The following is a 25,672-nucleotide window of genomic DNA, read 5'->3' as shown; positions in this document are numbered from 1 at the left end:
ACGAAAAAGGTAGGAAGAAAAAGATACTATGCGACATTTTTAAGGAATACATTCCTGAATAAATCTTTAACCAACCAAAGAAAGGGTTCTCTGTTCCCATAGGTAGTTGGATGCGTAACGAATTAATAGACGAATTGCTTACATCTTTAAGTGATGAATTTTTAAACAAGGTAGCTAACTTAAATGTAGCTAAATTTAAAACGATGTTGCATAAGCATATGGAAGAGAACAAAGATCATACTCCAAATATTTGGAAATTGTTTGTTCTCAGAAAGTGATATAATGAATTTGGTTTTTTAGATAAAGAAAAACTGTAAATTTTCATATCACAAAATCTATGTATATCTATAAAAGGAAAGCAATAATTATAAAATAAGTTGATTTTATCAATGATATTTAACCAAGATTTAATTCACATGCTTTTAAAATATGACGTTTATCCTAAAAAACAATTACTTAGTATAATATTTAAGAAGTATTTAATTTTTTATTCACATATTTGCTCAAGTTTAGAATAAAACCCAAATCGAATACACCCCAATTAATTTTAAATTACCAAGAGCTAAAAGCATGTAATTCATAAAGTCTTATTTTTTGATAGATTGAATGTGCATTTATATACTTATCATTGCTTTTTCTGAATTTCAAATTAATTATCGTGGAAAAAAACTTAAACAGTTTTAAATGGAATCTAAAATCAGTATTGTAGTCCCAGTTTACAACGTTGAGAAATTTTTAAATAGATGCGTAGATAGTCTTCTCAATCAATCTCACAGAAATCTAGAAATAATTTTAATAAATGATGCTTCCTCAGACCACAGTGGAGAAATATGTGACGATTATAAATATAGGCACAGTAATATTATTGTAATACATAGAGAAACAAGTGGTGGATCCGCAAGTATTGCACGGAATACAGGTTTAAAAATTGTTTCAGGGAAGTATGTAGCCTTTGTAGATAGTGATGATTGGATTCATCCTAATATGATTGAAACTTTACTAAAAGTTTTAGAGGACAATAACACAAAAGTTGCCGAATGTGATATTATAGAAACTAGTGATTTTTATATAAAACCATTGAGCGAGGATATAGATAATCGTATCGTTTTGGAGGACAAGATGGATGCCTTAAAACGAGTAATAAATAATCAACGCTTCTCTGTTTGTGTAAGGTTATATGAATATAATTTAGTTAAAAATTTTAAGTTTCCTGAAAATGTAATTTCGGAGGATGTGTTTTTCACATTAGAGGTCTTCAAAAAAATTACTAATTTGGTTCGCATAGACGAGCCTTTCTATTATTATTTTATTACTCCAAACAGTGTAACTAGACAAAGCTATAGTTTAAAGTACTTCGATTCATTAAATTCTGGACTACATTTACAGCAATATATACAAGAAACTGAAAAAGACCCTGAACTATTAAAAATAGTTCAACTTCACATATTAAAAAAGTTATTGTACCATTATAAAATGCTAAACTATAATCCAAAAGTAGATCCTGAATACATTCACCGTAAAAGACTAAAAGGATTAATAAATAAAAACTACTTTAGGGATAAAAAACATGAATTATATTTAAAGCTTGCGAATTATTTATCTGTTAAATCATTTGAAATTTTAATTTATTTAAATAAAACGAGACATCAAATTTTTAAAACCAATGAATTCTCATAACAACTTAACACGTTACAATTATTAAAAATGTCTAGAGTTTCAAAATCTATTAAGAATGCTAAAGTCGGTGCATTTTTCTTCATTTTATCGATTTTTGTTCAGTTTTTCTCTAGAAAAATATTTCTGGATTTTCTTGGTGATGAATTCATCGGGCTTACTTCTACATTAAGAAGTATTTTAGGCTTTTTAAATTTGGCAGAATTAGGGATTGGTACAGCCATTGGTTACGCCCTTTATAGACCTGTTTTTGATAAAAACCATATTGAAATCAATAAAGTAATAGCTCTTTTAGGCGTAATGTATAAAAAAATTGGGTTCTTTATTTTTGGTGCTGGTGTCCTTATTTCCTTATTTTTCCCTTTTTGGTTTGACGATGTCGATTTTTCGTTAGGGCTTGTATACTTTGTGTTTCTTTCATTTTTAACATCTACTTTATTAAGCTATTTTATTAACTATCACATGACTTTGCTCGAAGCTGACCAAAAGGGTTATGTTGTGCAAATTTATTTTCAATCCTTAAACATTTTAAGGCTTTTATTACAAGCTGCCTTAGCCTATTATTTACAGAGTTATTATGCTTGGATAATTATGGAGGTTATATTTTCTACTTTCTTTAGTATAATTCTTAGAATAAAAGTGAAGCAAGAATATCCATGGTTAATTATAAAGTCTAAAGAAACAGCCAATATTATTAAAAGTTATCCCGACGTCATTAAAAAAGTGAAACAGCTCTTTATTCATAAAATGGGTGCTTTTGTAAAAGATGGAACGGATAATATTCTTGTATTTATATTAGTCAGCTTAGAAAGTGTTGCTTATTTCGGTAATTATATGCTTATTTTTAATCAGCTCACTAGCTTAGTAAAAATAACTTTTGCAGGTACTGGTGCAGGTATAGGAAATCTTGTAGCTGAAAATAATAAAAAAAATATTAGTAAGGTTTTTTGGGAAATGATGGCCTTACAATTTTTTATTGCTGGATTCCTTAGTCTTGCCATTTATTATCTAATAAGTCCTTTTGTTGTCCTTTGGCTAGAAGATGAAAAATATATACTTGATAAAGCTATTATTTTATTAATGATTGCCAATTTTTTTATAAGTATAGTAAGATCACCAGTACAACATTTTCAGAATGCATATGGCCTTTTCTCCGATACATGGGCTCCAGCAGTAGAGATTTTAATCAACTTAGTAATATCATTTATTTGTGGGAAGATTTGGGGGATTTTCGGGATAATGCTAGGTACTTTTACTAGCTTATCCATTATAGTTATATTTTGGAAACCTTATTTTCTATATTCAAAAGGTTTTAATATTAGTGTCTGGCAATATTGGAAAAGATTTATACCTCTAATGACTGTTTTTATAATATCTGCATTTGCTGTAGATTTTATATTTATTGAATTTATTAATCAAACTGCGACAAATATTTTTCAATGGTGCCTTAATGGTATACTTTTAAGCTTAGTGATACTTTTTGTTTATGGACTTTCAATGTATATTATTTCAAAAGGTTTTCGAGATTTTTGTATTAGAGCATCCAAATTAATTTTAAATAAGATAGAAAAAACATAATTTATTTAAAATTTCAATTATGAAAAAAAAGAAAATTGCATTTGTTATTGGATCACTCTCTTCTGGTGGTGCAGAACGTGTTATAACCAACTTAGGTAATAGTCTTATCGAAAGGTTTGATATTGTAATCATTACATTTTCAAAATCAATTCCATTTTACACTCTAGACGAGCGTATTAAAGTAATCGCTTGCCGCGATTCCGCTGATTTACCTACATCATTTTTTCAATCTATAAAATTGAATTTTTATTTGACTAAAAGAATATATCAAGTTCTTAAAACAGAACATATAAATCTTGCGATTGGCTTCATTACTTCAGCAAATATTTTAACTACAATTGCGGCTAAAATTTGTCGTATCCCTTGTATAATTAGCGAACGGAATAACCCTCTAGTTGAAGATGTACCAAAATTTTGGGTCATTTTGAGGAGATTTGTCTATTCCATGGCAGATAAATTAGTATTACAAACAAAAGGAGTAAAAAAAATATATGAAAAGAAAGTTAAACAACACAAAATCATTGTTTTACCAAATCCTATTTCCTCTGAACTGTCGAGGTTGAGAGATGAGACTGTAGTTAAAGAAAAAATAATATTAACAGTTGGTCGATTAGATAAAAACAAATGTCAGGATCAATTGATAAAAGCCTTTAATGCGCTCGAATTAGAGGACTGGAAAGTTCAAATAATTGGTGATGGTAATAATAAGGGAGAACTTCAGTCTCTAATAAAGAGTTACAACTTATCTGATAAAATAGAAATCACTTCTAAAGTAAAGCGTATAGATAAATATTATAATAAATCATCTATTTTTGTATTTACCTCTAAAACTGAAGGTTTTCCTAATGCACTTTTGGAAGCTATGCACTTTGGTTTACCTTGTATATCGACTGATTGCAATTTTGGTCCGTCTGATTTAATTAAGGATAGTACCAATGGGTTTTTAGTACCAATTAATGATTTAGTTATATTAAAAGATAAATTATCCCTACTCGTTAATAACCAATTATTGCGTACTCAGTTTTCGGAGAAATCAAAAGAAACAACTGAAGCTTATCATAGTAAAATAGTGGTAGAGAAATGGGAAAACTTAATATTAGAATACATTTAATATAAGTATTTAAAATCAACTTGGCCAGTTGCATTTATAACTTAAACATGGCATCTTACAATCTTTATAATATGAAACTTTTAAAATATATAATATTGTTACTAATTATATTAAACCTTCCTTCTAAAGCTCTAGTTACAATGGGAGAATCTATTGGGAGTTTACTGAGCTATATTACAATTCTATTATTAACGTTATATTATTTTTTTTCAAAAAAAACAACTCCAAATTGGAGTCTTATCATTATCGCATTAACATATTTTATTATAGGTAGTTTTCAATATCATGGACCAAGTAAAGTCTTTATATTTGAAACTATTAAATATTTTATTTTTATTATTTGTGGTTACGAATTAGTAAAAAAAGTATCAAATGTAGAGCTATTTTATTTCTTTTTAATTGGTAGTATTACTATTGGATTTGATGCACTATTTAATCCTACTAGATTTGGTCGATATGCTGGTTTCTATCTCAACCCAAATGTTGCTGGATTTATGTGCATTTATGGATATTCATTAGTGTACAGTATAAAGAATACAACTATTAAACTATCAGGTCAATTTATATTTACATTAATGGGCTTATTAACATTTTCAAGGACTTTTATTGTAATTTGGGTGGTTCTAAATCTCATTTCATTAAAAATTAGCGTAAAAAATTTAAGAATATTGGGAATTGTCTTTTTAATTTTTAGCACACTAATTGTTATTGATGAAATCGTAGGACTTAATAACCCACGCTTTGAACAATTAAAAAGTATTGTTAATAACGAAAAAGTATCAACTGAAGAAGTAAATCAAGACTCAAGAGCCGAGACTTGGGCTCTCTTTTATGATGATATATTAGCTGCACCAATTTTCGGTAATGGTTATGGAACATTTTCAGGCAAACTTGGATCTCTAGGTGCTCACAATACCTATTTAATGATTATTGGTGAGGCTGGTATAATTCCCTTAACCTTATTCATTGGCTATATTGGATATATTTTATATTGGAGTATTTCCTTTTTTAAACGAGCACCCAACTTAATTATGCAAACTATTGCCTTGGTAATGTTTTTATTAGCTAATCATAATTTTTTTATTTTTTATTTCGTATCCTTTGCTGCAATGTGGATACAGTATCAAATATATGAACATAAAAAGATCCAAGAGATTAATGAAAAACAGCTAGAATATGATAAGTTCTAAAACAGATTACTTCGATTACTTAAATAAAGATAAAATCGCTCTCGGTATGAAAACACATAGCTTAGCGAGTAAAATTATTAATATACTCTCTCCAAACCCAATATGGACATTTCAAAAAGCATTAAGAAAACTAGAATACTACACTAATTGTAAAAACAAAGGATTCTTTAAACTTTATAAACTCTATTTACAATTCAAGTTTAAAAAAATATCTCTCAAATTGGGTTTTTCAATTCCGATAAATGTCTTTGGTCCTGGTTTAGCTATTGTTCATTATGGTACTATAGTCGTAAATAATGCTACAAGAGTTGGTAAAAATTGTAGAATACATGCATGCGTAAATATCGGAGCTTCGGGTGGAGAAAAAGAAGCTCCACTTCTTGGTGACAACATATACATAGCTCCTGGAGCAAAAATTTATGGAAATATAAAAATTGCTAATAACACCGCAATTGGGGCAAATGCCGTAGTTAATAAATCTTTTGATAAAGAACATACAATGATAGCTGGTATTCCCGCTAGAGTGATAAATGATATCGATATTAAAAAAATCATTAAGCACATTTAATTAATGATGAATAAAAAAATGAAAATTATATTTATAATTCCCTCATTAGTTCCTGGAGGTGCCGAGAGGGTTGTTTCGTTTGTATCTCAAAATATTGATAATATAAAATTTGACCCACTTCTCTTAGTAATAGGCTTTCCTGAAGACACAGCCTATGATGTAAGTAATGTTAATGTAAAGTATTTAAAAAAATCTAGAGTACTAACAGCAATTCCAATAATTATCTCTGAATTTTTAAAACATAATCCTTCTATTGTTTTTAGCTCTATCTCACACACCAATATGGCAATGTCGTTAATAGCACCTTATTTTAGAAAAATAAAATTCATTGGACGTGAAGCTACAATATTAAGTAAAAGAACAAAAGAGCCAAGAACTAGGAAATGGTCACCGATTAATTTATTATCCTTAAATTTCAATAATTTAGATATGATAATTTGCCAATCTACGGAAATGGCTCAAGACATGATTAAGAATTACAATATTATAAAAGAAAAAACTTGTATAATCAATAATCCAATATCAGAATTACCTCCTCTAAAAACTTTCAACTCTGCATTGAGTATTAAGAAGTTTATTACTGTAGGACGATTAGTTGAAGTAAAGGGATATTTTAGAATTTTAGAAACACTCTCTAAATTAGATTTTCCATTTTTATATACAATTATAGGTGATGGAAATCTTAAAGAAGAAATTTTTAATAAAGCAAAAGAATTATCTATAAACAAGTACATCAATCATATTCCTTTTACAACTAATGTTAATGAGTATATAATTAATCACGACTATTTTCTTCAAGGATCATACGTAGAAGGTTTTCCAAATGCATTACTAGAAAGCTGCGTAGCTGGTACACCCGTTATTGCTTTTGAAGCACCTGGAGGCACAAAAGAAATCATTATTAACGGTGTAAATGGTTATTTAGTAGCTAATGAGCATGAATTTCTAGAAAGGCTGCAAGATGAGAAAAGTTGGAATCCAATAGAAATTAGAGCATCTGTTTATAAAAAATTCAATAAAGAAAAAATAATAAAACAATATGAAACTTTATTTTTCGAGATTTTAAAAGAAAATGAAAAATATTAAACAAAACATAAGTATCCTCAGTATTACCCTAGGAAGTGGCGGTGCTGAAAAAGTAATTAGCTTACTACTAAAAAAACTAGTTATAGATTACAATGTAACACTCGTCTTATTCTATAATACAATTCACTTTCCTATACCCGAAGGTGTTAATGTCGTTATACTTTCAAAAAAAGGGGCTAATCGTTCTTTTTTCTCAAAATTCATAGACAGTTTAAGATTTATTATAAAATACCACCGTTTCGTAAAAACGAATTGTATAAATATCTCAATATCATTTTTGGCATTTCCTAATCTTATAAATGGAATAATTTCCAGTCTAAATAAATCAGTAAAAACGATTATCAGCGAACGTGGATTTCCTTCAGATAATGTAACAAGTAAGCTTTCATTATTTGTTTCTAAAATATTCTATCCTATTTTTTATAATAGATGTGACAAATTATTTTCTAATTCTGTACACATTAATAAGGATTTAAAAGATAACTTTGGTGTTAAAATACCAATGGAGGTCATTTATAATCCCATAGAAATACCACGTTTAGTTATAGATTCTAAAAAACTAAATACTTCTATAGATACATTAAAAGTAATTACAGCAGGAAGTTTAATAAAAAGAAAAAATCAAATAATGACCATTCTTGCAATAATGGTGTCTAAATTAAAATATGAATTTTCTATTTTAGGAGCTGGGGACTTACAAGACTATTTAAAAGATGAAATAGACAAAAATCAGTTAAGTGATAGTGTTTTTCTAAAAGGAAAAGTAAAAAAGGTAAATGAGCATTTAGTTAATAGCCAATGTTTTGTGCTTTCTTCTTTCACAGAAGGGTTTCCAAATGCGTTAATTGAAGCCATGGCAATTGGTCTTCCTAGTATATCAACTAATTGTTTGTCTGGTCCACTAGAACTGTTAAATGAAAACAACGACGTAAACATTAAAGATGGTGAGTTTTTTATTGCCAAATATGGACTACTCGTCAATAATGATGATCATATTGGATTAAGTAAAGCGTTAGATTATTTTCATAATAACCCTGAAGAAAGAGAAAAATTCAGCAAATTAAGTTTACAGCGATCCAAAGAGTATCAATTAGAAAGTATTTATAAAAAGTTTGATTACTTTATACAGAATTAACAATAGAATACATGTGTGGAATTAACGGCATCATTGCCAAGACAAATAGAAATAAAGACGACATAGCCACTACTCTCAATACAATGAATAATCTTATTATTCACAGAGGTCCAGATGAAGATGGCTTATTCTGCGAAGAAAATGACCAATTCACAGTTGGTATGGCAATGCGTAGGTTATCTATTATAGATTTGTCTTCAGGAAAACAACCTATTTTTTCAGATGATAAACAAATCGTCATTGTATTCAATGGTGAAATATATAATTACAAAGTCTTAAAATCTAAATTAGAATCTGAAGGTGTTACTTTTAAAACATCTAGTGATACTGAAGTCATCTTAAAAGCCTATGAAAAATATGGAGTTGAATCTTTTCAATGGTTAGATGGCATGTATGGATTTAGCATTTATGATAAAAACATCAATAAGCTATTTATTGCTCGTGATTTCTTTGGTGAAAAACCATTGTACTACACGCATACTGACAAAGAATTTATTTGGGCTTCAGAATTAAAATCGATTATCAATATGATAGATTTCACTCCTAATATTTCAAAAAAAGGATTAAACCTTTATTTTAGGTTAACTTATATTCCAGCTCCACATACTATTTATGAGAATATCTTTAAGCTTGAAGCAAATCATTTTATAGAATATGATTTGTCTTCACATAATACCACAATTCATAAAATAAACGCTGAACCTAAACCAAAAGCAACAAATATTTCTTTTGAAGATGCTAAAGCAAAAACTAAAGATCTTGTTTATAAGAGTGTAGATACTAGATCAATTGCAGATGTAGGTTTAGGGACCTTTTTATCTGGAGGTGTAGATTCATCCATTATTTCTTTATGTTTAGCGCAAAGCACAGATAATAAAATAGATACATTTTCTATTGGATTCAAAAAAGCATCTTATGATGAAACAGATAAGTCTAGAGTAGTTGCAAAACAATTAAAGAGTAATCATCATGAGTTTATAATTGATGAAAACGATCTCAAAAATAACATCCACGAAATTTTAATCAATTTCGATGAGCCTTTCTCAGATACTGCAGCACTACCCACTCACCTATTATCCGAAAAAACCAAAGAACATGTTACCGTTGCATTAACAGGAGATGGTGGAGATGAAGTATTTGGTGGATACAACAAATACTACATTGGTAAAATGAACAAAAAATATACTAGTGTTGTACCAAAAAACCTTCATAAATCTATTGCTAGTTTAAGTAATAAGTACCTAATCAATAAGGATGATACGCGTGGCAGAAAGTTTCAGATTAATAAGTTATTAAATGCTATTGACTATGAAGGTGATTTTTATTGGGATATCATTTCCTTAGCCAATACAAGCAATCAATTAGCTGGGATTATGGCACCTGAATATTATGATCCCAATATTTTTCAGGAATACAAAGATGTTTTAGGAAAACAAAAAATTGAAACCCTAACGGATTTTAGACTTGTAGATAAAATTTTAAGTTTAGAAGGTGGCATGCTAGCCAAAGTTGATAGAACTAGTATGATGACATCGCTAGAATGTAGAGCTCCTTTCTTAAACAGAGAGTTGTGGGAATTTGCCAATACCCTACCTGAAAGTTATTTAATGAAAGGTTGGAACAAAAAGCATATTTTAAAAGAGGCATTTAGAAATCAGTTTCCTGACAATTTTTTAGAAAAAGGAAAAAGCGGATTTGGTAGTCCTACTGGAGATTGGTTAAGACAAGGTCTCAGAAAAGAATTAGAAAGCTATATTGAACCCAGCTTGCTTAAATCACAAGGTTTATTTAATACAGATGTAATTACCAAATTAGTTACAGACCATTTAGAAAGCAAAAAAGATAGTACTTTTAGAGTATGGTCTTATTACTGTTTCCAGAAATGGTACAAATTTAATTTTCTAAAACAAGCCTAGTTAGCGATGGATAAAAAACGAATATTACTTATAGCATCTCTATCGGCTTCCTTAATAAATTTTCGAGGAGACTTTATTCAGAGTTTAATAAAAAATGGATTTCAAGTTTTTGCCGCTGCTCCAGAACACCCTGATAATATACATGCTAAATTAGAAGCGTTAGGTGCGACACCATTAGAATTTAATTTAAACAGAACAGGTCTTAACCCTCTTAAGGATCTACAATCTATAAGAGAATTAAAGGGACTTATTAAAGATAATAAAATAGATCTTGTATTCCCTTACACCGTTAAACCGGTTATTTACGGTTCAATTGCGGCAAATCAATGTAAAGTACCCGTGATTTCTTTAATTACTGGTTTAGGTTATGCATTTACAGGCTTATCTACCAAAGCGAGACTGCTACAACGATTCAATGAGATATTATATAAATTATCTATTCGAAAAAATAAAGTTATCGTTTTTCAAAATAGAGATGATTACCAATTGTTCTTAGATAGGAAAGTTATTTCTAAGAAGCAAAACGTGGATTTTGTTAGTGGCTCTGGGGTTAACTTAAATCAATTTAGCTTTAAAGAAAAAAATCCATCAGAACATGTTAGCTTCCTTTTGGTGGCAAGATTGATAAAAGAAAAAGGTATTGATTTATACATGGAGGCTGCCAAGGTATTGAAAGCAAAATACCCCAAAACAGAGTTTCATTTAATTGGGTCACCAGAAACCTCACCATCTGCAATTAGTATAGACGAATTAAACAATTTACACAGTGAAGAGGTTATAATATTTCATGGTGAACAACGGCATATTGACAAACATCTTCATAAAAGAGATGTATTCGTTCTACCTAGTTACTACAGAGAAGGTCTACCAAGAACAACTCTAGAGGCCTGCGCATGTGGTAATCCTATTATCACAACAGATTCTGTAGGCTGCAAGGAGTCTGTGAAGGAAGGTATTAATGGCTTTTTAATAGAGCCACAAAATTTGATTGCATTAATTGAAGCAATGGAGTATTTTATTACCCATCCTGAGAAAATCAAAGAAATGGGAATTAATAGTAGAAAATATGCAGAAGAGCGTTTCGATGTTGATATTATAAACAAGGATTTAATTCAATTAATAAATGGAGTTCTTAAAGCATAAGTTACTATGAATCTATATCCGAAAATCATAAAACGTATTATTGATTTTTTAGCCGCGTTTATTGGACTTTTAATTATTTCTCCAATATTTATATTTCTCATTATTAGCTTATTCATACTTAATAAGGGTAAACCTTTTTTCTACCAAGAGCGCACTGGTAAAAAAGGCAAGGTATTTACGATTATTAAGTTTAAAACCATGACAGATAAAACAGATAGCAATGGCACTTTATTACCTGCAATGGATCGTATTACAAAAGTTGGGGCTGTGTGTAGAAAATTATCTTTAGACGAGCTACCGCAGTTGATCAATATATTTAAAGGGGACATGAGTTTAATTGGTCCACGCCCATTATTACCTATATATTTAGATCGATATAATAAAAGACAAAATAGACGTCACGACGTTTTACCAGGAATTACAGGCTGGGCACAGGTAAATGGAAGAAACACTATTAGCTGGGAACAAAAATTCGAATATGACGTGTATTACGTAGAACATCAATCGCTTACTTTAGATACTAGAATTATCCTAAAAACAATAGATAAAGTCATTAACAGAAAAGACATTAATAATTCTGAAAATATTGATATGCCTGAGTTTATGGGAACCCAATCAGAAATTTAGATAAAGAATTAACTTATATTAATATCGTCGAAATCAATGAAAAAGGCCTTTGGAAGATGTTTAGCTTCCATATACATGTGCGATTCTGAATGTATATTCTTACCATTATCTATTAATGCAACGCTTTTCCAACCTAAAGCATTTGGCGCTAAAAAATCTTTCTTAAAATTGTCAGCTATATAATAATATTCCACACCTATTAAGGCCGTTTCAATAGCTTCAAAATTCGCTAAATTTGGTTTTTCAGAACCAATTTCTTCCGAAATAATAATTTTGTCAATATAGTTCAGTATACCAAGACTCTGTAGTTTCGCTCGCTGCGTTATTGATCTACCATCAGTAACGATACCTATTCTACCGCCTTTAATCTTTATAGTCTTAAAAACTTCTAAAACACCTTCAAACAATTGAATATCTGGTTTGTGATTTCTATACATCTCAATAAATAATCCCATTTCTAGATTATAGGTATTAGAAATAAATTCAAAAACATTAACCTTGCATCTGTACAATGAGAACATCTTTGAGTATAGGGCTTTCCAATCGTTTGGCTCTACGTATCTAGCTATAGACTTATATGCAGATTTTAAGAAATCTAATTCATTATACAGCGTATCGTCTAAATCAAAAACTACTACGGTGTTTTCATTAACCTTTATATCCATGTACTAAAATTTCATCATCATAACGAATCATTAATAAGTCACTTTCCCAAACATCAAATTTTTCTTCTATAGATTTATCATATAAATATTCTTCAATAATCCATTTGCTGAAATTAGCTCCAGATAAATACGATAGTGGATATCCCCCTCCAAATCGTGGGTTAATTTCTATGGCATAAATTTTTTCATCATCCTGCTTATTTAAAAAAAACTGAGCAGTAAGACATCCAACAGCACCATCTATAGTTTTCAAGTTTTTCTTTATATAAGAAACCAGAGCATTATTGACTGTCAAAGCTTTATAAACCTCTCCATCCCTAATTTCTATTCGTTTTCTTGGAACGACACATTTTAATTTATGCTCCTTGCTAAAATATAAATCACATGTAAATTCATCAAATTCTTCGTGATCGATATATTCTAAAAACATCAACTTTTCATTATTAAAATGATAGTCTGTTAGCTCTTCTTTTGTTCTTATTAAATATGTATCCACACTCCTACTTCCATCTATGGGTTTAATAAAAAGAGGTAAATTATAATTATCTTTTTCATATTCCTTAGCAACATTTACATTGTGAGATTGAAAAAACTGATGTATTACACGTTTATCTCTACATTTAGAAACAAAGTTTACAGATGAAATCACAACCTCAATACCTTCTTGCTTAAATTTTGCTTTATTTTTAGCTAACTCAAGTAATTCAGTGTCGATAGTGGGAATAATTAAAGAAATCTCATGTGTTTTACAAAAACGCATTAAAACTGAAATATAATCGAGCGCATCTAATCTAGGCACTTTAAAAAAGCCATCAGCAATTTGGCAAGCTGCAGATAAAATAGGTTCAGCATCTGTAGCAAACACCTTACCGTTTTTATTTATTTTTTTTAATTCTTTTTGAAAGGATCTTATGAGCGAAACTCTACGTCCTGCTGAAGTAATTAAAATATTCATTTTCTCGATTTAGATTACATTTTTTTAACATAGTTAAAATGTTTATAAATATAAAAAAGTTAGCACTATTCTTAATAAAAAACACAAACCTATTTTTTAAAAAAGGCAACTCAAATGTAATGTTTTTGTTACAATTATATACCTACGATAAATCAAAACATTATAGTGACACAATTGAAATTATTTATTCACTACTTTTACTAAAATACAGAACGTAATTATCTGCCTTTTATCGTTTTAATTTGGGTTAGCTCAAGATAAAAATGCATATTTACCTATTAATTTAGATCGTGTCCCAGATCCCTCTATTGACATGAAATTGATCAGTAATAGCAATAATTACTAAACAATTTTTTCATATGAAACCTAAAATATGGCTTTCATCACCACATATGAGTGGTAATGAATTATCTTACATCAATGAAGCTTTTGATACTAATTGGGTCGCTCCATTAGGACCAAACGTCAATGGTTTTGAAAGTGATTTACAATTTTATCTTAAAGATAATAAGCATGTTGCCGCATTAGCATCTGGAACATCTGCTTTGCATTTAAGTTTAATTATGTTAGGCGTCAGCCATGGAGATGAGGTCATTTGTCAAAGCAAAACATTTTCGGCTTCTGCTAATCCCATTGTCTACCAAGGAGCCTCTCCTGTTTTTGTAGATAGTGAAAGAGACACCTGGAATATGTGTCCTGAGCAACTAGAAATCGCTATTAAAGATAGAATATCAAAAGGAACAAAACCTAAAGCTATTATTGCTGTTCATCTATATGGTATGCCTTATAAAGCTGATGAGATTAACGAAGTTGCATTAAAATATAGCATTCCAGTTTTAGAAGACAGTGCTGAGTCCTTAGGAAGTTTATATAAAGGTAAAAATTGTGGTACGTTAGGCGATTTCTCAATATTATCATTTAATGGAAATAAAATTATTACGACCTCGGGAGGTGGTGCTATAGTTACTAAAAGTAAAGAACTTAAGCAACACGCTGTTTTTTTAGCAACTCAAGCGAGAGATGATGCTCCACATTATTTACACTCGCAAATTGGCTATAATTATAGGATGTCTAACATCCTTGCCGGTATTGGCCGTGGACAAATGAGAATCTTAGATAGTCATGTTGCAAAACGTCGTTCAAACCATCAATTTTATTTTGATGCTTTTAATCATAATAGCAAAATTACCTTTCTTAAAGAACCGAAGGGCTATTTCTCTAATCGTTGGTTATCCTGTATTCTATTAGATTCGAAAGAGACTCGTGAAGGCTTAAGGTTAGCACTAGAGAAAGAAAACATTGAATCTAGACCCCTTTGGAAACCAATGCATCAACAGCCTATTTTTAAAGATTATCCAAGTTACCTTAACGGTGTTTCTGATGAGTTATTTGAGAAAGGTTTGTGTTTACCCAGTGGATCCAATCTTACTGATAATGAGCTAGAAAGAATCGCTTCAACTATAAATTCGTATTTTGTAACATGTTAATTACACTTCTGAATAAAATATCGGAAAAATATGCTTCTAAATGGCTAGTACTGTTATTCGACGTAATAATTGTAGTAGCTTCATTTTTCTTGGCCTATTTAATACGATTCAATTTTCAGATAGATTTTGATATTATAAACCTACTCAACCAGATTCCTTACGTCGCCATTATCGCTGCAGCTAGCTTTGTTGCTGTTGGGTCGTATAAAGGAGTGGTTAGATTTACAGGATTTAAAGATATCGTAAATATTATTATCGGAGCAAATATTTTAGCTACTGCTCTAATATTTATCACATTTTTAAGTCGAAAAATGTTGGGTGAAAACAGTATTTTTAATTTACCTGGATCTATTATTTATATCAATTTACTATTAAATATCTTATTACTTATTGGAGCTAAGCTATTTATAAAATCAATTTACAACCATATCACACAAGATTTTCAATCAATATCCAATGTTTTGATTTTTGGTGCAGGAAATTCAGGTATGTTGACCTATGATGCCATTCAAAATGATACTAAAAGTGGTTTAGAAGTTGTCGGTTTTATTGATGATGACGAACGTAAAGTTGGAAAAAAAATAAACTTATTGAAAGTTTATAGTATTGAATCAATAACAGAAGAATTCATCAAAACTAAGGCTGTTGAAGATGTTATAATTTCAATTCAAAATATAGAACCTACGCGGTTACTTCAAATTACGGGAAGTCTTTTTTCATTAGGTCTTAAAGTTAAAATTGTTCCACCTGTTCAGAGCTGGATAGATGGAGACTTAAGTGTTGGTCAAATAAAAGAAGTTAAAATTGAAGATCTATTAGGTAGGGACCCAATTAATATAAAAAACCCTGATTTAGAGGACCAATACGATAATAAAGTTATTTTAATAACCGGTGCTGCTGGTTCTATAGGAAGTGAGATTTGTAGAAAAGTTAGCTTATATAACTACAAAAAATTAATATTAGTAGATAATGCAGAGTCTGCACTTTATGATATACAACAAGAATTTAGACAAAGCAGCTTAGAAAATATCGAAGCAGTTGTAGCTGATGTTCGCAACCGAACAAGAATAGATCAAATATTCAATCAATACAAGCCTAAAATAATTTTTCATGCAGCAGCGTACAAACACGTACCCTTAATGGAAAATAATCCATTTGAAGCAGTTAGTGTTAATATCGGAGGCACAAAAAATGTTGCAGATATTGCTGTAAAGCACAGTGTTGATAAATTTGTTTTAATTTCAACAGATAAAGCTGTAAACCCAACAAACGTCATGGGCGCAACTAAGCGTATTGCTGAACTTTATGTCAGTTGCCTGAAAGGAAAAGGGAGTACAAAATTTATTACCACTAGATTTGGAAATGTGTTAGGCTCTAATGGATCTGTTATTCCTTTATTTAAAAAACAAATCGATAAAGGTGGCCCTTTAACCGTAACTCACAAAGACATTACGCGTTATTTTATGACAATCCCCGAGGCTTGTCAGTTAGTTTTAGAAGCTGCAGCTATGGGTAATGGAAGTGAAATTTTTGTTTTTGATATGGGAGAGCCTATTAAGATTTTTAATCTTGCAACTAACATGATTATTTTATCTGGTTTAAGATACCCAGAGGATATCGACATTAAAATAACAGGTTTAAGACCAGGTGAAAAAATTTACGAAGAACTTTTAGCCGATGGCGAGAACACTACAAAAACTTATCATGATAAAATTATGATAGCAAAATCAAGACACGTTGATATAAATGATGTTGAAAAGCAAATTATTAAACTAACGTCTATAAACTCTTTAACCCAACCGTTGGAAATAGTATCTTTGATAAAGCACTTGATCCCAGAATACATCTCAAATAATTCAACTTACGAAGTGTTAGATATTAAAAAATAATTAACGCTTTTAAACAAACTTATAACAATCACAAAAATGAAAACACGTATTCTTATTATTTCTATACTAGCATTAATTACTGCCACATCTTGTAGTTCTCGAAAAGATTTCATCTATTTTCAAGATGAGCCACTTTCGGAAGGGCAATTGTCATCTGAACCAATTGAGTTAACATACAAGCCAGACGATATTTTAATAATTAATGTAACGGCCTTAGATCCAGCAACTGTTAGTCCGTTTAACTTACCAGTTGTTTCACACAATACTACAAGTTTAACAAGTGCACAAGGTGCATTAACCCAACAAACCTATTTGATAGATTACAACGGTAATATTGAGTTTCCAGTCTTTGGAACTCTTAAGGTTGAAGGTCTAACACGGTCAGAATTAACAACGATGTTAGTAGAACGTATTAGTACTATGGCAAAGGCTCCTATCGTAAATGTTAGATTGGCAAACTTTACAATAACGATAATTGGTGAAGTCAATCGCCCAGGAACTTTTACGATGCAAGATGAAAGAGTGACTATTTTAGAGGCCCTTGGTTATGCTAGTGATTTAACCATATTTGGAAAACGAAAAAACATAAAGTTGATAAGAGAAATTGACGGAAAAAAGAAGTTTGCCAATATTGATTTAACGTCAATTAATTCTGTTAACTCACCGCTATATTATTTACAACAGAATGACGTCATATATGTTGAACCTAATAATGCCAAAATAAGATCCTCTACTTATAACGCAAATAATGGTGTACTAATTTCCGCGATTGGCACACTAACGACAGTAATTGCTGTCTTCTTGATCAAATAATATTATACTCATAATATAGTTTTACATGGAATCTAAAAACATAATATCTACGAAGACCATAAAGAAAACGCTGAGTCTATATCTTTCTCAATGGAAGCTGATTTCGTTTTTTGTAATTATGGCATTAGTACTTGCTTTCCTTCACTTGAGATATTCAACTAATCAATATGAAGCATCTGCTACCATACGAATAAAAGACGATAAAGAATCCCAAAAATTACCTAGCTTAGCTGAACTTAGCGGCAGCAGTCTTTTATCTGGCAAATCGAGTGCTATAAAAGATGAGATTGCCGTTATGACATCGAGAACATTAATTTCTAATATTGTTAAGGATTTAAAACTCAATATTACATATTATGAACAAGGTAAAATTAAGGAACAAGAGATCTATGAAAATCCTCCAATTAAAATAAATTTTTTTGCTCACGATTCTACCATCCATAAAATTGATACGACCCTTTATATTAAGATAAAATCCCCATCAGAGTTTTTAATGTTTAAAGATGATGGAAAATCACTTATTAACCGTGATGACAATTTAGGTAAATCTTATTTATTTGGAGACCGAATTAAAACAGGATTTGGTGATATTGTCATCGTTCCTAATAGTGGGAAATACAGTCCAAAAACAGGGAGTAACTTAAGAGTATCAATTAATCGCATTTCTTCAACAATAGGTCGTTATAGTAAAAAACTTTCAATATCTACAGGAGACGAATCTAGCGTCGTGAAATTAGGGCTTGAGGATAACATACCACAAAGAGCCATAAATTTCTTAAACCATTTAATAAAAGAATACAACAATGATGTTATTATGGATAAAGAAGAGGTTGTACAAGTAACTTCTGACTTTATAAATAATCGGCTAGAATTAGTATTTAAAGAATTGGAAGAAGTTGACTTTACAGCTGAACAACTTCAAAAACGAAATAATTTAACAGCTCTTGGTGCTCAAGCAGATATTTACTTACAAAGTGAAAGGCAAAATGAATCTCAAATTAATAACACTACAAATACGATTCAGTTAATTGATTATCTGCAGCAAGAAATACAAGAAAAGAATAAAAATTCTGACCTTCTACCTTCAATAGGTATTTCTGATGGAAACGTGAATCAAGTCACTCAAACTCATAATGACTTAGTTGCAGAGCGCGATAAACTTTTGAAAAATTCTTCAGAAAGCAATCCAGTAGTCATAAATTTAAACAATCAAATTAATTCTTTAAAGGAAAACTTATCCAGTTCACTTGAAAGCATGAAAAGATCAAGTGAAATAACACTTAACGGTCTTAATCAAGAAGATGCAAGAATTAGGGGGCAATTGTATTCTGCTCCTACTAAGCAGAAACAGCTTAGAGGAATAGAACGCCAACAAAGCATCAAGGAATCACTTTACTTATATTTATTAGAGAAACGGGAAGAATCAGCTATTACACTCGGCATGTTCACGTCTAATGCTAAAGTTATTGACAATGCCTATTCGTCATTTACACCTATTTCACCTAATAGAATGATAACCTATTTAGCTGCTCTCATCTTAGGTTTAATGATTCCTATTGGTATTATCTACATAAAAGACTTATTAGATACAAAAATCTATGATAAGGATGACTTATTAGAGATTCTTAATATTCCTTACATAGGCGATATTCCGTTAACTAGTAAAAAGACTAAGTTAGTTTCAAAAGTTGATTATTCACCGAAAGCTGAAGCTTTTAGAATTATTAGATCTAATATAGATTTTTTATTAAAAAACAATAACTCTAATACTAAAAAAATATTTATCACATCCACAAGAGCCCAAGAAGGCAAATCACACACCTGTACCAATTTAGCAAAGTCAATTTCATTTTCTGAAAAAACTGTATTACTAATCGAAATGGATATTAGGGTCCCTAAAATTATGAAATATCTCAATGAGATACCTACTGCAAGTATTGGCTTATCAGACTATATCGCTAATAAATCAATTAAACCAGATGAAATAGTCAATAATTTAAAAGACAATAAATATTTAAATGTTATTTCATCAGGAACCATACCACCCAACCCTTCTGAATTATTGATGAGCGACAGAATAAAGGATTTATTTGAATATTTTGAAGGTAAATACGATTATATTATTGTAGATACTTCTGCCGTAGGCTTGGTAAGTGATACATTACTAGTTTCAAAGTTTGCTGATATGTTCATATATGTTGTGAGCGCAAATAATGTAGACAAAAGACAATTATCTGCAGTTGTTAAACCACTTTATGACGACAAGAGACTACCTAATATGAAGCTACTTCTAAACGGCACTAATTTTGATAAAAAAGGTTATGGTTATGGCTACGGTTATGGAAATAATCCACATAAAAAGAAAAAATGGTATCAATTTGGAAAATCTTAATTCAAATACTAATTATTTTTCAATATATCTATAAAAAAGCCACTATTGAAATTTAGTAGCTTTTTAATTGAATATTTTTATCAATTGTATCTCTACAACTTCCGCCTACGCTTCTCCGTCTTTAACAAGGTCAATTCCCTACTAGTTTGCCCAGAAACGGATGTATTCTCCTCTGCCCTTCTTATTAAATAAGGCATAACATCTTTTACTGGACCAAAAGGAATATACTTAGCTACATTATAACCTTGGGCTGCTAAATTAAAACTGATATGATCACTCATACCATATAATTGACCAAACCACACATTGTTATCTTGCTTAGCAATATTATGTGTTTCCATAAGATCCATAGCTAAAAAACAACTGGCTTCATTATGCGTGCCAATAAAGACAGAAATGTCTTTTAAATTATTCAGAATATAATTTAAAGTATCGTTAAAATTATCGTCTGTGGCTTTTTTATTTTCACAAATTGGAGACTCATACCCCTTGTCCAAAGCACGTTCGCGTTCCTTTTCCATGTAAGCACCACGAACAATCTTCATACCTATTTTAAAACCATTTTCTTTTGCACGCTGATGTAAACCTTTTAAATAATCTAAGCGATCCCAACGGTACAATTGCAGTGTATTATAAACAACCGTAACATCTTTATTATAGCGACACATCATTTCTTCTACCAAATCATCAGCAGCATCTTGCATCCAACTTTCTTCGCCATCTATTAAGACTTCAACATCTTTTTCTTGAGCCAGTTTACACACCTTATCAAAACGAATGACTATTCTTTGCCATTCTTCTTCTTCTTCTTTGGATAATTCTACTCCTTCAGTCTTTTTTTGATATAATAAAAAACGCCCAAAACCTGACGGTTTAAAGACAACAATCGGCATCGCTTCTCTATCATCACAAAAATGAATGATTTTTAATATTTTCTCTAAAGCATTATCGAATTGATTTTCTTCGGCCTTCCCCTCAACAGAATAATCCAAAACTGAACTGACACCTTCTGTATATAACTTATCTATAACCGGCAAACAATCTTCTTCATTAACTCCTCCACAGAAGTGATCAAAGACGGTTGCTCGTATTAATTTTTCTACAGGTAAATGTGCTTTAAGCGCAAAATTTGTTGCAGCAGTACCAATCCGAACTAAAGGTTCTGATGAAATCATTCTGAATAAAAAATACGCGCGTTCTAATTCTGAATCCGATTTTAAAGTAAACGCCGTAGCTGTGTCCTCAAAGAGTGATCTATTTATCATTATCAAAAAAGTATAAATGCAAATATATTTATTATAGTCTTACATTTTTTTCTAAAAAGGAAGTATTTTCACGTCATATTTCGCACATAAATTTTAATATGGAATCTATTTCAACAAAAAATGCCGTAGTACACTTTAATTCTGATGTTTACACAAAATTAAACAACTATATAAAAACAATAAAACCATCTAAAATATTTATCCTAGTCGATACAAATACACATGATTATTGTTTGCCTAAATTCTTAGAACGTGTAGAATATGAAGATATCGCTTTAGAGGTTATGGAAATGCCTAATGGAGAAGAACATAAATCTATTGATATTTGTACTGGTGTTTGGGAAGCGTTATCAGAATATAATGCTGATCGTAAAAGTTTATTAATTAATTTAGGAGGTGGAGTTGTTACAGATTTAGGTGGTTTTGTAGCAAGTACCTATATGCGAGGAATAACTTATATAAATATACCAACCTCTTTATTAGCTATGGTAGATGCTTCTGTTGGCGGAAAAACAGGAGTCGACTTAGGAGCTTTAAAAAATCAAGTTGGTGTTATAAATGAAGGCGTAATGGTCGGCGTGGACACTTCATTTTTAGACACATTACCTCAGAATGAAATGGTTTCTGGCTTTGCCGAAATGTTAAAGCACGGCTTAATTTACAATGAAGCCTATTGGAACACATTAACTCATCTTGAAAATTTAGATCTTTCTGATTTAGATCGCCTTATTTACGAATCTATAGTTATAAAAAACAACGTAGTCACTTCTGATCCGACTGAACAAGGCTTAAGGAAAATATTGAACTTTGGACACACACTTGGTCATGCCATAGAAAGTTATTTCTTAGAAAATGCGGATAAAAATCCACTACTTCATGGTGAAGCTATTGCTATAGGCATGATTTTAGAAACCTATTTATCGACTAAAGTATGTGGACTAAGCAATGAACAATTAAATATAATTACAAAAGGTATTTTAAAAACGTTCTCTAAAGTTGAGATAACCAAGGAAGATCAAAATCACATCATTGAATTATTAAAATACGACAAGAAAAATAGTCACGGCATTGTAAAATTCGTACTTCTTGAGGCTATTGGAAAGCCCAAACTAGACTGCGTTATTAGTAATGACTTAATTTTAGAGGCTTTCGATTATTACGCGAATTAAAGGTAACGTTCTTTTATAATTTTAAGGTGATGATTTTCATGGCCCATTATAATATAACCAATTGCTCTAACGGATACAGGAAAACCAGAGGCTTCACCAATAAGAAGTAAGGTTTCAGTATTAAATGTATTAAACAAAGTAATTGTCGCTCTCCTCACCGATTTATACTCCTCTAATAGACTTTGCATAGAACGTTTTTCTGCAAAAGCACTAACAACATAACCATCTTGCTCAAAACCCACCAAAGGGGTGCTGTCTTTTCTAGCGATGCGCAACGCTCTATAAGCAAAAATACGTTCAGTATCTATGGTATGAAGCAATACGTCCTTTATAGTCCACTTTCCTTCCGCATAAGAATACCCGTGTTTTTCTTGTGGAATATTGGAGTAAAAAAAAATTAAATCACCAGAGTTCTGTTCTAACCCTTCAATAATACTCAAATCTTTATTTGTTGCCTCAATATAAGGCCTATAATAAGGGTTGTATTCTGTTATTTTTACGAAATCCATACTAGTTGAATAAAAAAAAGCCCTAAGTCATAAGAACTAAGGGCTGTTGTTAATCTATTTTGTGTTGATTACAATTCATTAAAAATGGTATGCATCAAACGTTTTTTATCATTAAGACTCTCTTCTAATGAGATCATCGTCTCTGTTCTATAAACACCATCAATATCATCTAACATAAAAATAATATCCTTAGCATGCATCGTATCTTTTGCTCTTATTTTACAGAAAATATTGAATTTACCTGTAGTGATATGTGCCACCGTTACATATGGAATATCTGTAATACGCTCTAAAACAAATTTAGTTTGTGATGTATTCTGAAGAAAAACACCTACATAAGCTATAAATGAATAATCGAGTTTTTGATAATCTAATGTTAGAGACGACCCCATAATAATACCAGCCTCCTCCATTTTCTTTACACGCACATGAACAGTACCAGCAGAAATCAATAATTTCTTTGCTATATCTGTAAAAGGAATACGCGTATTATCGATAAGCATATCGAGAATTTGGTGATCAACTTCATCTAATTTAAACTTTGCCATAATTATAATATCTTTAAACTAAACGCAAAAATAGAACATTTACATTAACAATTATGCATTAAAACTGAATATTTTTACGATTTTAATGAGATTCTTTCATTATTTATAATTACGAAATCGATTTCGGAACTGAGAATTAGCTCAGAATCCTCTAGAGTCTTTACAATAAACCCATTGGCTTCTATTTCCTTATGACCGTATTTACTATTCAGCTTTGAGATATCTACCACAACTGGCACAAATTTTAATTCATCATCTACCAAAAGCTCTTTATATTGAATTGCTATATCCACCAAACTAGTAAACTCTTTATGCTTTACATTCCTTATAATGACATCATAAAAACATTTCGCATTTTCTGGTATATTAAAATAAGCGTTATACTTATCACTAGTCACTCCATTAGCAATAACATCGAGCCCCTTCAGAATAGCCACAAACATTAAACGCCTCACTTCTTCTCTATCATAATCGTTTTTATAGTGTCCGGCTTCATATAATAATGTAGGTACACCAAAATTCTGAAATGTATCTCCAACACAATTGAGATTAAAGCCATCATCATAGCGCCCTATTCCATCTGGAATTTCAATTTGAAGTAAACGATTTATTTCCGCTATAATAGACATAGCAACTTTTCTATTAGCGGTCAGTGTTCGCTCTTTGTCTTGTGCAGGCGAGAGAAACGATAGCGTCGCCACGTTATTTGTTTCACCAGCACTAAAAATAGTCCGTTGCCCATGAAGATTAAAGCAGTACTCAGGCTTAAAATCGTCATATACCTGACGTAATATGCGGCTTTCCGGCTGAGACAATTCTTGTGCATCTCTATTTAAATCAACATCGTTAGCATTTATACGAGTGAAACGTTCAGCTCCATCAGGATTTAATATAGGAATTACCATCAAGGTACAATGTGCTAAAATATGTTGAGAAACCTTATGTTCAGATTCAAATAAATTAAAACAGTCAAATAGCGCTTTAGTTGAAGTAGATTCGTTACCATGCATTTGCGACCATAGCAAAATTTTAACCGGTCCGTTACCTATTTTTAAACTATATATTGGTCGGTTTTCAACAGAATACCCAAGTGTTGTAATTATAGGTTTTGATAATTTATCGAAACATTTTTCTATGTGAGAATTGGTGATATAACGACCATATAGTTTTGGTGTTTTTACCTCTAAAAATATCTGCCTTAAAGACTTTAAATTCATATGACTAAATTAATGGTTACAAATGTAATCATTTGATTTTTTACAATTGTAAACACAAAAAAGAGTTCTAATTGTTACATTCGTAAACATTATTTATTCCTATTACCACTGCTAAAGCCGAAAGTCAACTATACTTTTTTGAAAATAAAATTAATCTATTACAAAATGTATATTTTCAGTTAATTAAGCGCAAAAATCAAACTAATTATTTAACTGAATTGAAATTATTAAAGAATATTAACACTCCATACAAGTACTATTGTTTACATTTGTATCATTACAATTATTAATCCCAAGTTTACAATGATAAACTCCACAGAATTTACCGAGCGCCTACAAAAGGTCATCGATTTCTATAGTGAATCCGCCTCTAGTTTTGCCGAGAAAATCGGAGTACAACGCTCTAGTATTTCTCATATTTTAAGCGGCAGAAACAAACCCAGCTTAGACTTTGTGATGAAGGTTCTATACTCCTATCCTGAAGTTGAACTGTACTGGCTAATGAACGGAAAGGGAGAGTTCCCTAACCTCCCTAAAAACACAGAAACTCCTCAACCCACGATTACCGAAATTAAACCAAAGCCAAAACCCTATAAAACAAACCCTAATAACAGCTCTACCCCAAGCCCTGACTTAAGCTCTAATTCTGATTCTGATTCTGAAATTGACAAAATCGTAATATTCTATAAAGACGGCACTTTTAAAAGTTACAAGCCCTGATATTAATTATACTAT

General features: G+C 30.7%; 23 protein-coding genes. 17 read left to right on the top strand and 6 right to left on the bottom strand.

Annotated elements, in window-relative coordinates; genetic code table 11:
- Positions 1-110: 110 nt before the first annotated feature.
- The 11 genes from HM986_RS17750 (at position 111) to HM986_RS09215 (ending at position 12,028) form a co-directional block, all read left to right on the top strand.
- Positions 111-278 carry a hypothetical protein gene (locus HM986_RS17750; protein WP_246288489.1) on the top strand — a complete coding sequence of 56 codons (168 nt, stop codon included), beginning with the start codon at positions 111-113 and terminating at the stop codon, positions 276-278.
- Between the two features lie 406 nt (positions 279-684).
- On the top strand, positions 685-1,677 hold the full coding sequence (locus HM986_RS09260) for a glycosyltransferase (protein ID WP_179334810.1): 993 nt from the start codon (positions 685-687) through the stop codon (positions 1,675-1,677).
- 27 nt (positions 1,678-1,704) lie between these two features.
- Positions 1,705-3,252, top strand: coding sequence for a lipopolysaccharide biosynthesis protein (locus HM986_RS09255; protein WP_179334809.1), 1,548 nt, complete (start codon positions 1,705-1,707; stop codon positions 3,250-3,252).
- A 19-nt stretch (positions 3,253-3,271) separates the two neighbouring features.
- Positions 3,272-4,363, top strand: coding sequence for a glycosyltransferase family 4 protein (locus tag HM986_RS09250; RefSeq protein WP_179334808.1), 1,092 nt, complete (start codon positions 3,272-3,274; stop codon positions 4,361-4,363).
- Positions 4,364-4,434: 71 nt separating this feature from the next.
- Complete coding sequence (locus tag HM986_RS09245; protein WP_179334807.1) at positions 4,435-5,553, top strand: O-antigen ligase family protein; 1,119 nt, start codon at positions 4,435-4,437, stop codon at positions 5,551-5,553.
- Positions 5,540-6,121: a serine O-acetyltransferase gene (locus HM986_RS09240; protein WP_179334806.1), complete on the top strand. Its 582-nt coding sequence runs from the start codon at positions 5,540-5,542 to the stop codon at positions 6,119-6,121. The genes HM986_RS09245 and HM986_RS09240 overlap by 14 nt, the downstream gene beginning before the upstream one ends.
- A gap of 18 nt (positions 6,122-6,139) precedes the next feature.
- A complete protein-coding gene (locus HM986_RS09235; RefSeq protein WP_179334805.1) occupies positions 6,140-7,207 on the top strand; it encodes a glycosyltransferase in 1,068 nt (355 codons plus the stop codon).
- Positions 7,194-8,342, top strand: a complete 1,149-nt coding sequence (locus HM986_RS09230; RefSeq protein WP_179334804.1) for a glycosyltransferase — start codon at positions 7,194-7,196, stop codon at positions 8,340-8,342. Before HM986_RS09235 ends, HM986_RS09230 begins: the two co-directional genes overlap by 14 nt.
- An 11-nt stretch (positions 8,343-8,353) precedes the next feature.
- Positions 8,354-10,258 carry an asparagine synthase (glutamine-hydrolyzing) gene (asnB, locus tag HM986_RS09225; RefSeq protein ID WP_179334803.1) on the top strand — a complete coding sequence of 635 codons (1,905 nt, stop codon included), beginning with the start codon at positions 8,354-8,356 and terminating at the stop codon, positions 10,256-10,258.
- A 6-nt stretch (positions 10,259-10,264) separates the two neighbouring features.
- Positions 10,265-11,401 (top strand): glycosyltransferase family 4 protein, encoded by a 1,137-nt coding sequence (locus tag HM986_RS09220; protein WP_179334802.1) that lies wholly within the window; start codon positions 10,265-10,267, stop codon positions 11,399-11,401.
- A gap of 6 nt (positions 11,402-11,407) precedes the next feature.
- Positions 11,408-12,028, top strand: a complete 621-nt coding sequence (locus HM986_RS09215) for a sugar transferase (protein WP_179334801.1) — start codon at positions 11,408-11,410, stop codon at positions 12,026-12,028.
- Between the two features lie 8 nt (positions 12,029-12,036).
- Here the strand turns inward: HM986_RS09215 and HM986_RS09210 are convergent, their stop codons facing one another.
- On the bottom strand, positions 12,037-12,693 hold the full coding sequence (locus HM986_RS09210) for an HAD family hydrolase (protein ID WP_179334800.1): 657 nt from the start codon (positions 12,691-12,693) through the stop codon (positions 12,037-12,039).
- Positions 12,677-13,648: an ATP-grasp domain-containing protein gene (locus HM986_RS09205; protein ID WP_179334799.1), complete on the bottom strand. Its 972-nt coding sequence runs from the start codon at positions 13,646-13,648 to the stop codon at positions 12,677-12,679. The genes HM986_RS09210 and HM986_RS09205 overlap by 17 nt, the downstream gene beginning before the upstream one ends.
- Positions 13,649-14,007: 359 nt before the next feature.
- Here HM986_RS09205 and HM986_RS09200 point away from each other — a divergent pair, with 359 nt between their 5' ends.
- From HM986_RS09200 to HM986_RS09185, 4 genes are read left to right on the top strand one after another with little or no spacing between them, the layout of a single operon-like run.
- Positions 14,008-15,135, top strand: a complete 1,128-nt coding sequence (locus tag HM986_RS09200) for a DegT/DnrJ/EryC1/StrS family aminotransferase (RefSeq protein WP_179334798.1) — start codon at positions 14,008-14,010, stop codon at positions 15,133-15,135.
- Positions 15,129-17,024 carry a polysaccharide biosynthesis protein gene (locus HM986_RS09195; RefSeq protein ID WP_179334797.1) on the top strand — a complete coding sequence of 632 codons (1,896 nt, stop codon included), beginning with the start codon at positions 15,129-15,131 and terminating at the stop codon, positions 17,022-17,024. The genes HM986_RS09200 and HM986_RS09195 overlap by 7 nt, the downstream gene beginning before the upstream one ends.
- Before the next feature lie 36 nt (positions 17,025-17,060).
- A complete protein-coding gene (locus HM986_RS09190) occupies positions 17,061-17,837 on the top strand; it encodes a polysaccharide biosynthesis/export family protein (RefSeq protein ID WP_179334796.1) in 777 nt (258 codons plus the stop codon).
- A gap of 25 nt (positions 17,838-17,862) precedes the next feature.
- Positions 17,863-20,229: a GumC family protein gene (locus tag HM986_RS09185; RefSeq protein ID WP_179334795.1), complete on the top strand. Its 2,367-nt coding sequence runs from the start codon at positions 17,863-17,865 to the stop codon at positions 20,227-20,229.
- A gap of 92 nt (positions 20,230-20,321) precedes the next feature.
- Here the strand turns inward: HM986_RS09185 and HM986_RS09180 are convergent, their stop codons facing one another.
- Positions 20,322-21,494: a proline dehydrogenase family protein gene (locus HM986_RS09180; RefSeq protein WP_179334794.1), complete on the bottom strand. Its 1,173-nt coding sequence runs from the start codon at positions 21,492-21,494 to the stop codon at positions 20,322-20,324.
- A 98-nt stretch (positions 21,495-21,592) separates the two neighbouring features.
- Between HM986_RS09180 and aroB the strand changes: the two genes are divergently transcribed.
- A complete protein-coding gene (aroB, locus tag HM986_RS09175) occupies positions 21,593-22,663 on the top strand; it encodes a 3-dehydroquinate synthase (protein WP_179334793.1) in 1,071 nt (356 codons plus the stop codon).
- Here the strand turns inward: aroB and HM986_RS09170 are convergent.
- The 3 genes from HM986_RS09170 to HM986_RS09160 form a co-directional block, all read right to left on the bottom strand.
- Positions 22,660-23,172 carry a DinB family protein gene (locus HM986_RS09170; protein WP_179334792.1) on the bottom strand — a complete coding sequence of 171 codons (513 nt, stop codon included), beginning with the start codon at positions 23,170-23,172 and terminating at the stop codon, positions 22,660-22,662. The genes aroB and HM986_RS09170 overlap by 4 nt on opposite strands.
- Before the next feature lie 68 nt (positions 23,173-23,240).
- Positions 23,241-23,720, bottom strand: coding sequence for an Lrp/AsnC family transcriptional regulator (locus HM986_RS09165; RefSeq protein WP_179334791.1), 480 nt, complete (start codon positions 23,718-23,720; stop codon positions 23,241-23,243).
- 74 nt (positions 23,721-23,794) lie between these two features.
- On the bottom strand, positions 23,795-24,937 hold the full coding sequence (locus HM986_RS09160) for a M14 family zinc carboxypeptidase (RefSeq protein WP_179334790.1): 1,143 nt from the start codon (positions 24,935-24,937) through the stop codon (positions 23,795-23,797).
- Between the two features lie 303 nt (positions 24,938-25,240).
- On the opposite strand from HM986_RS09160, the gene HM986_RS09155 reads away from it, so the two are divergent.
- Complete coding sequence (locus HM986_RS09155; RefSeq protein WP_179334789.1) at positions 25,241-25,657, top strand: helix-turn-helix domain-containing protein; 417 nt, start codon at positions 25,241-25,243, stop codon at positions 25,655-25,657.
- The last annotated feature ends 15 nt before the right edge of the window (positions 25,658-25,672 follow it).

Source organism: Winogradskyella costae, assembly GCF_013403865.1.
Classification (GTDB): Bacteria; Bacteroidota; Bacteroidia; order Flavobacteriales; family Flavobacteriaceae; genus Winogradskyella; species Winogradskyella costae.
Note: the sequence above shows the minus strand (reverse complement) of the source record. Positions and strands in the feature narration are given on the sequence as shown.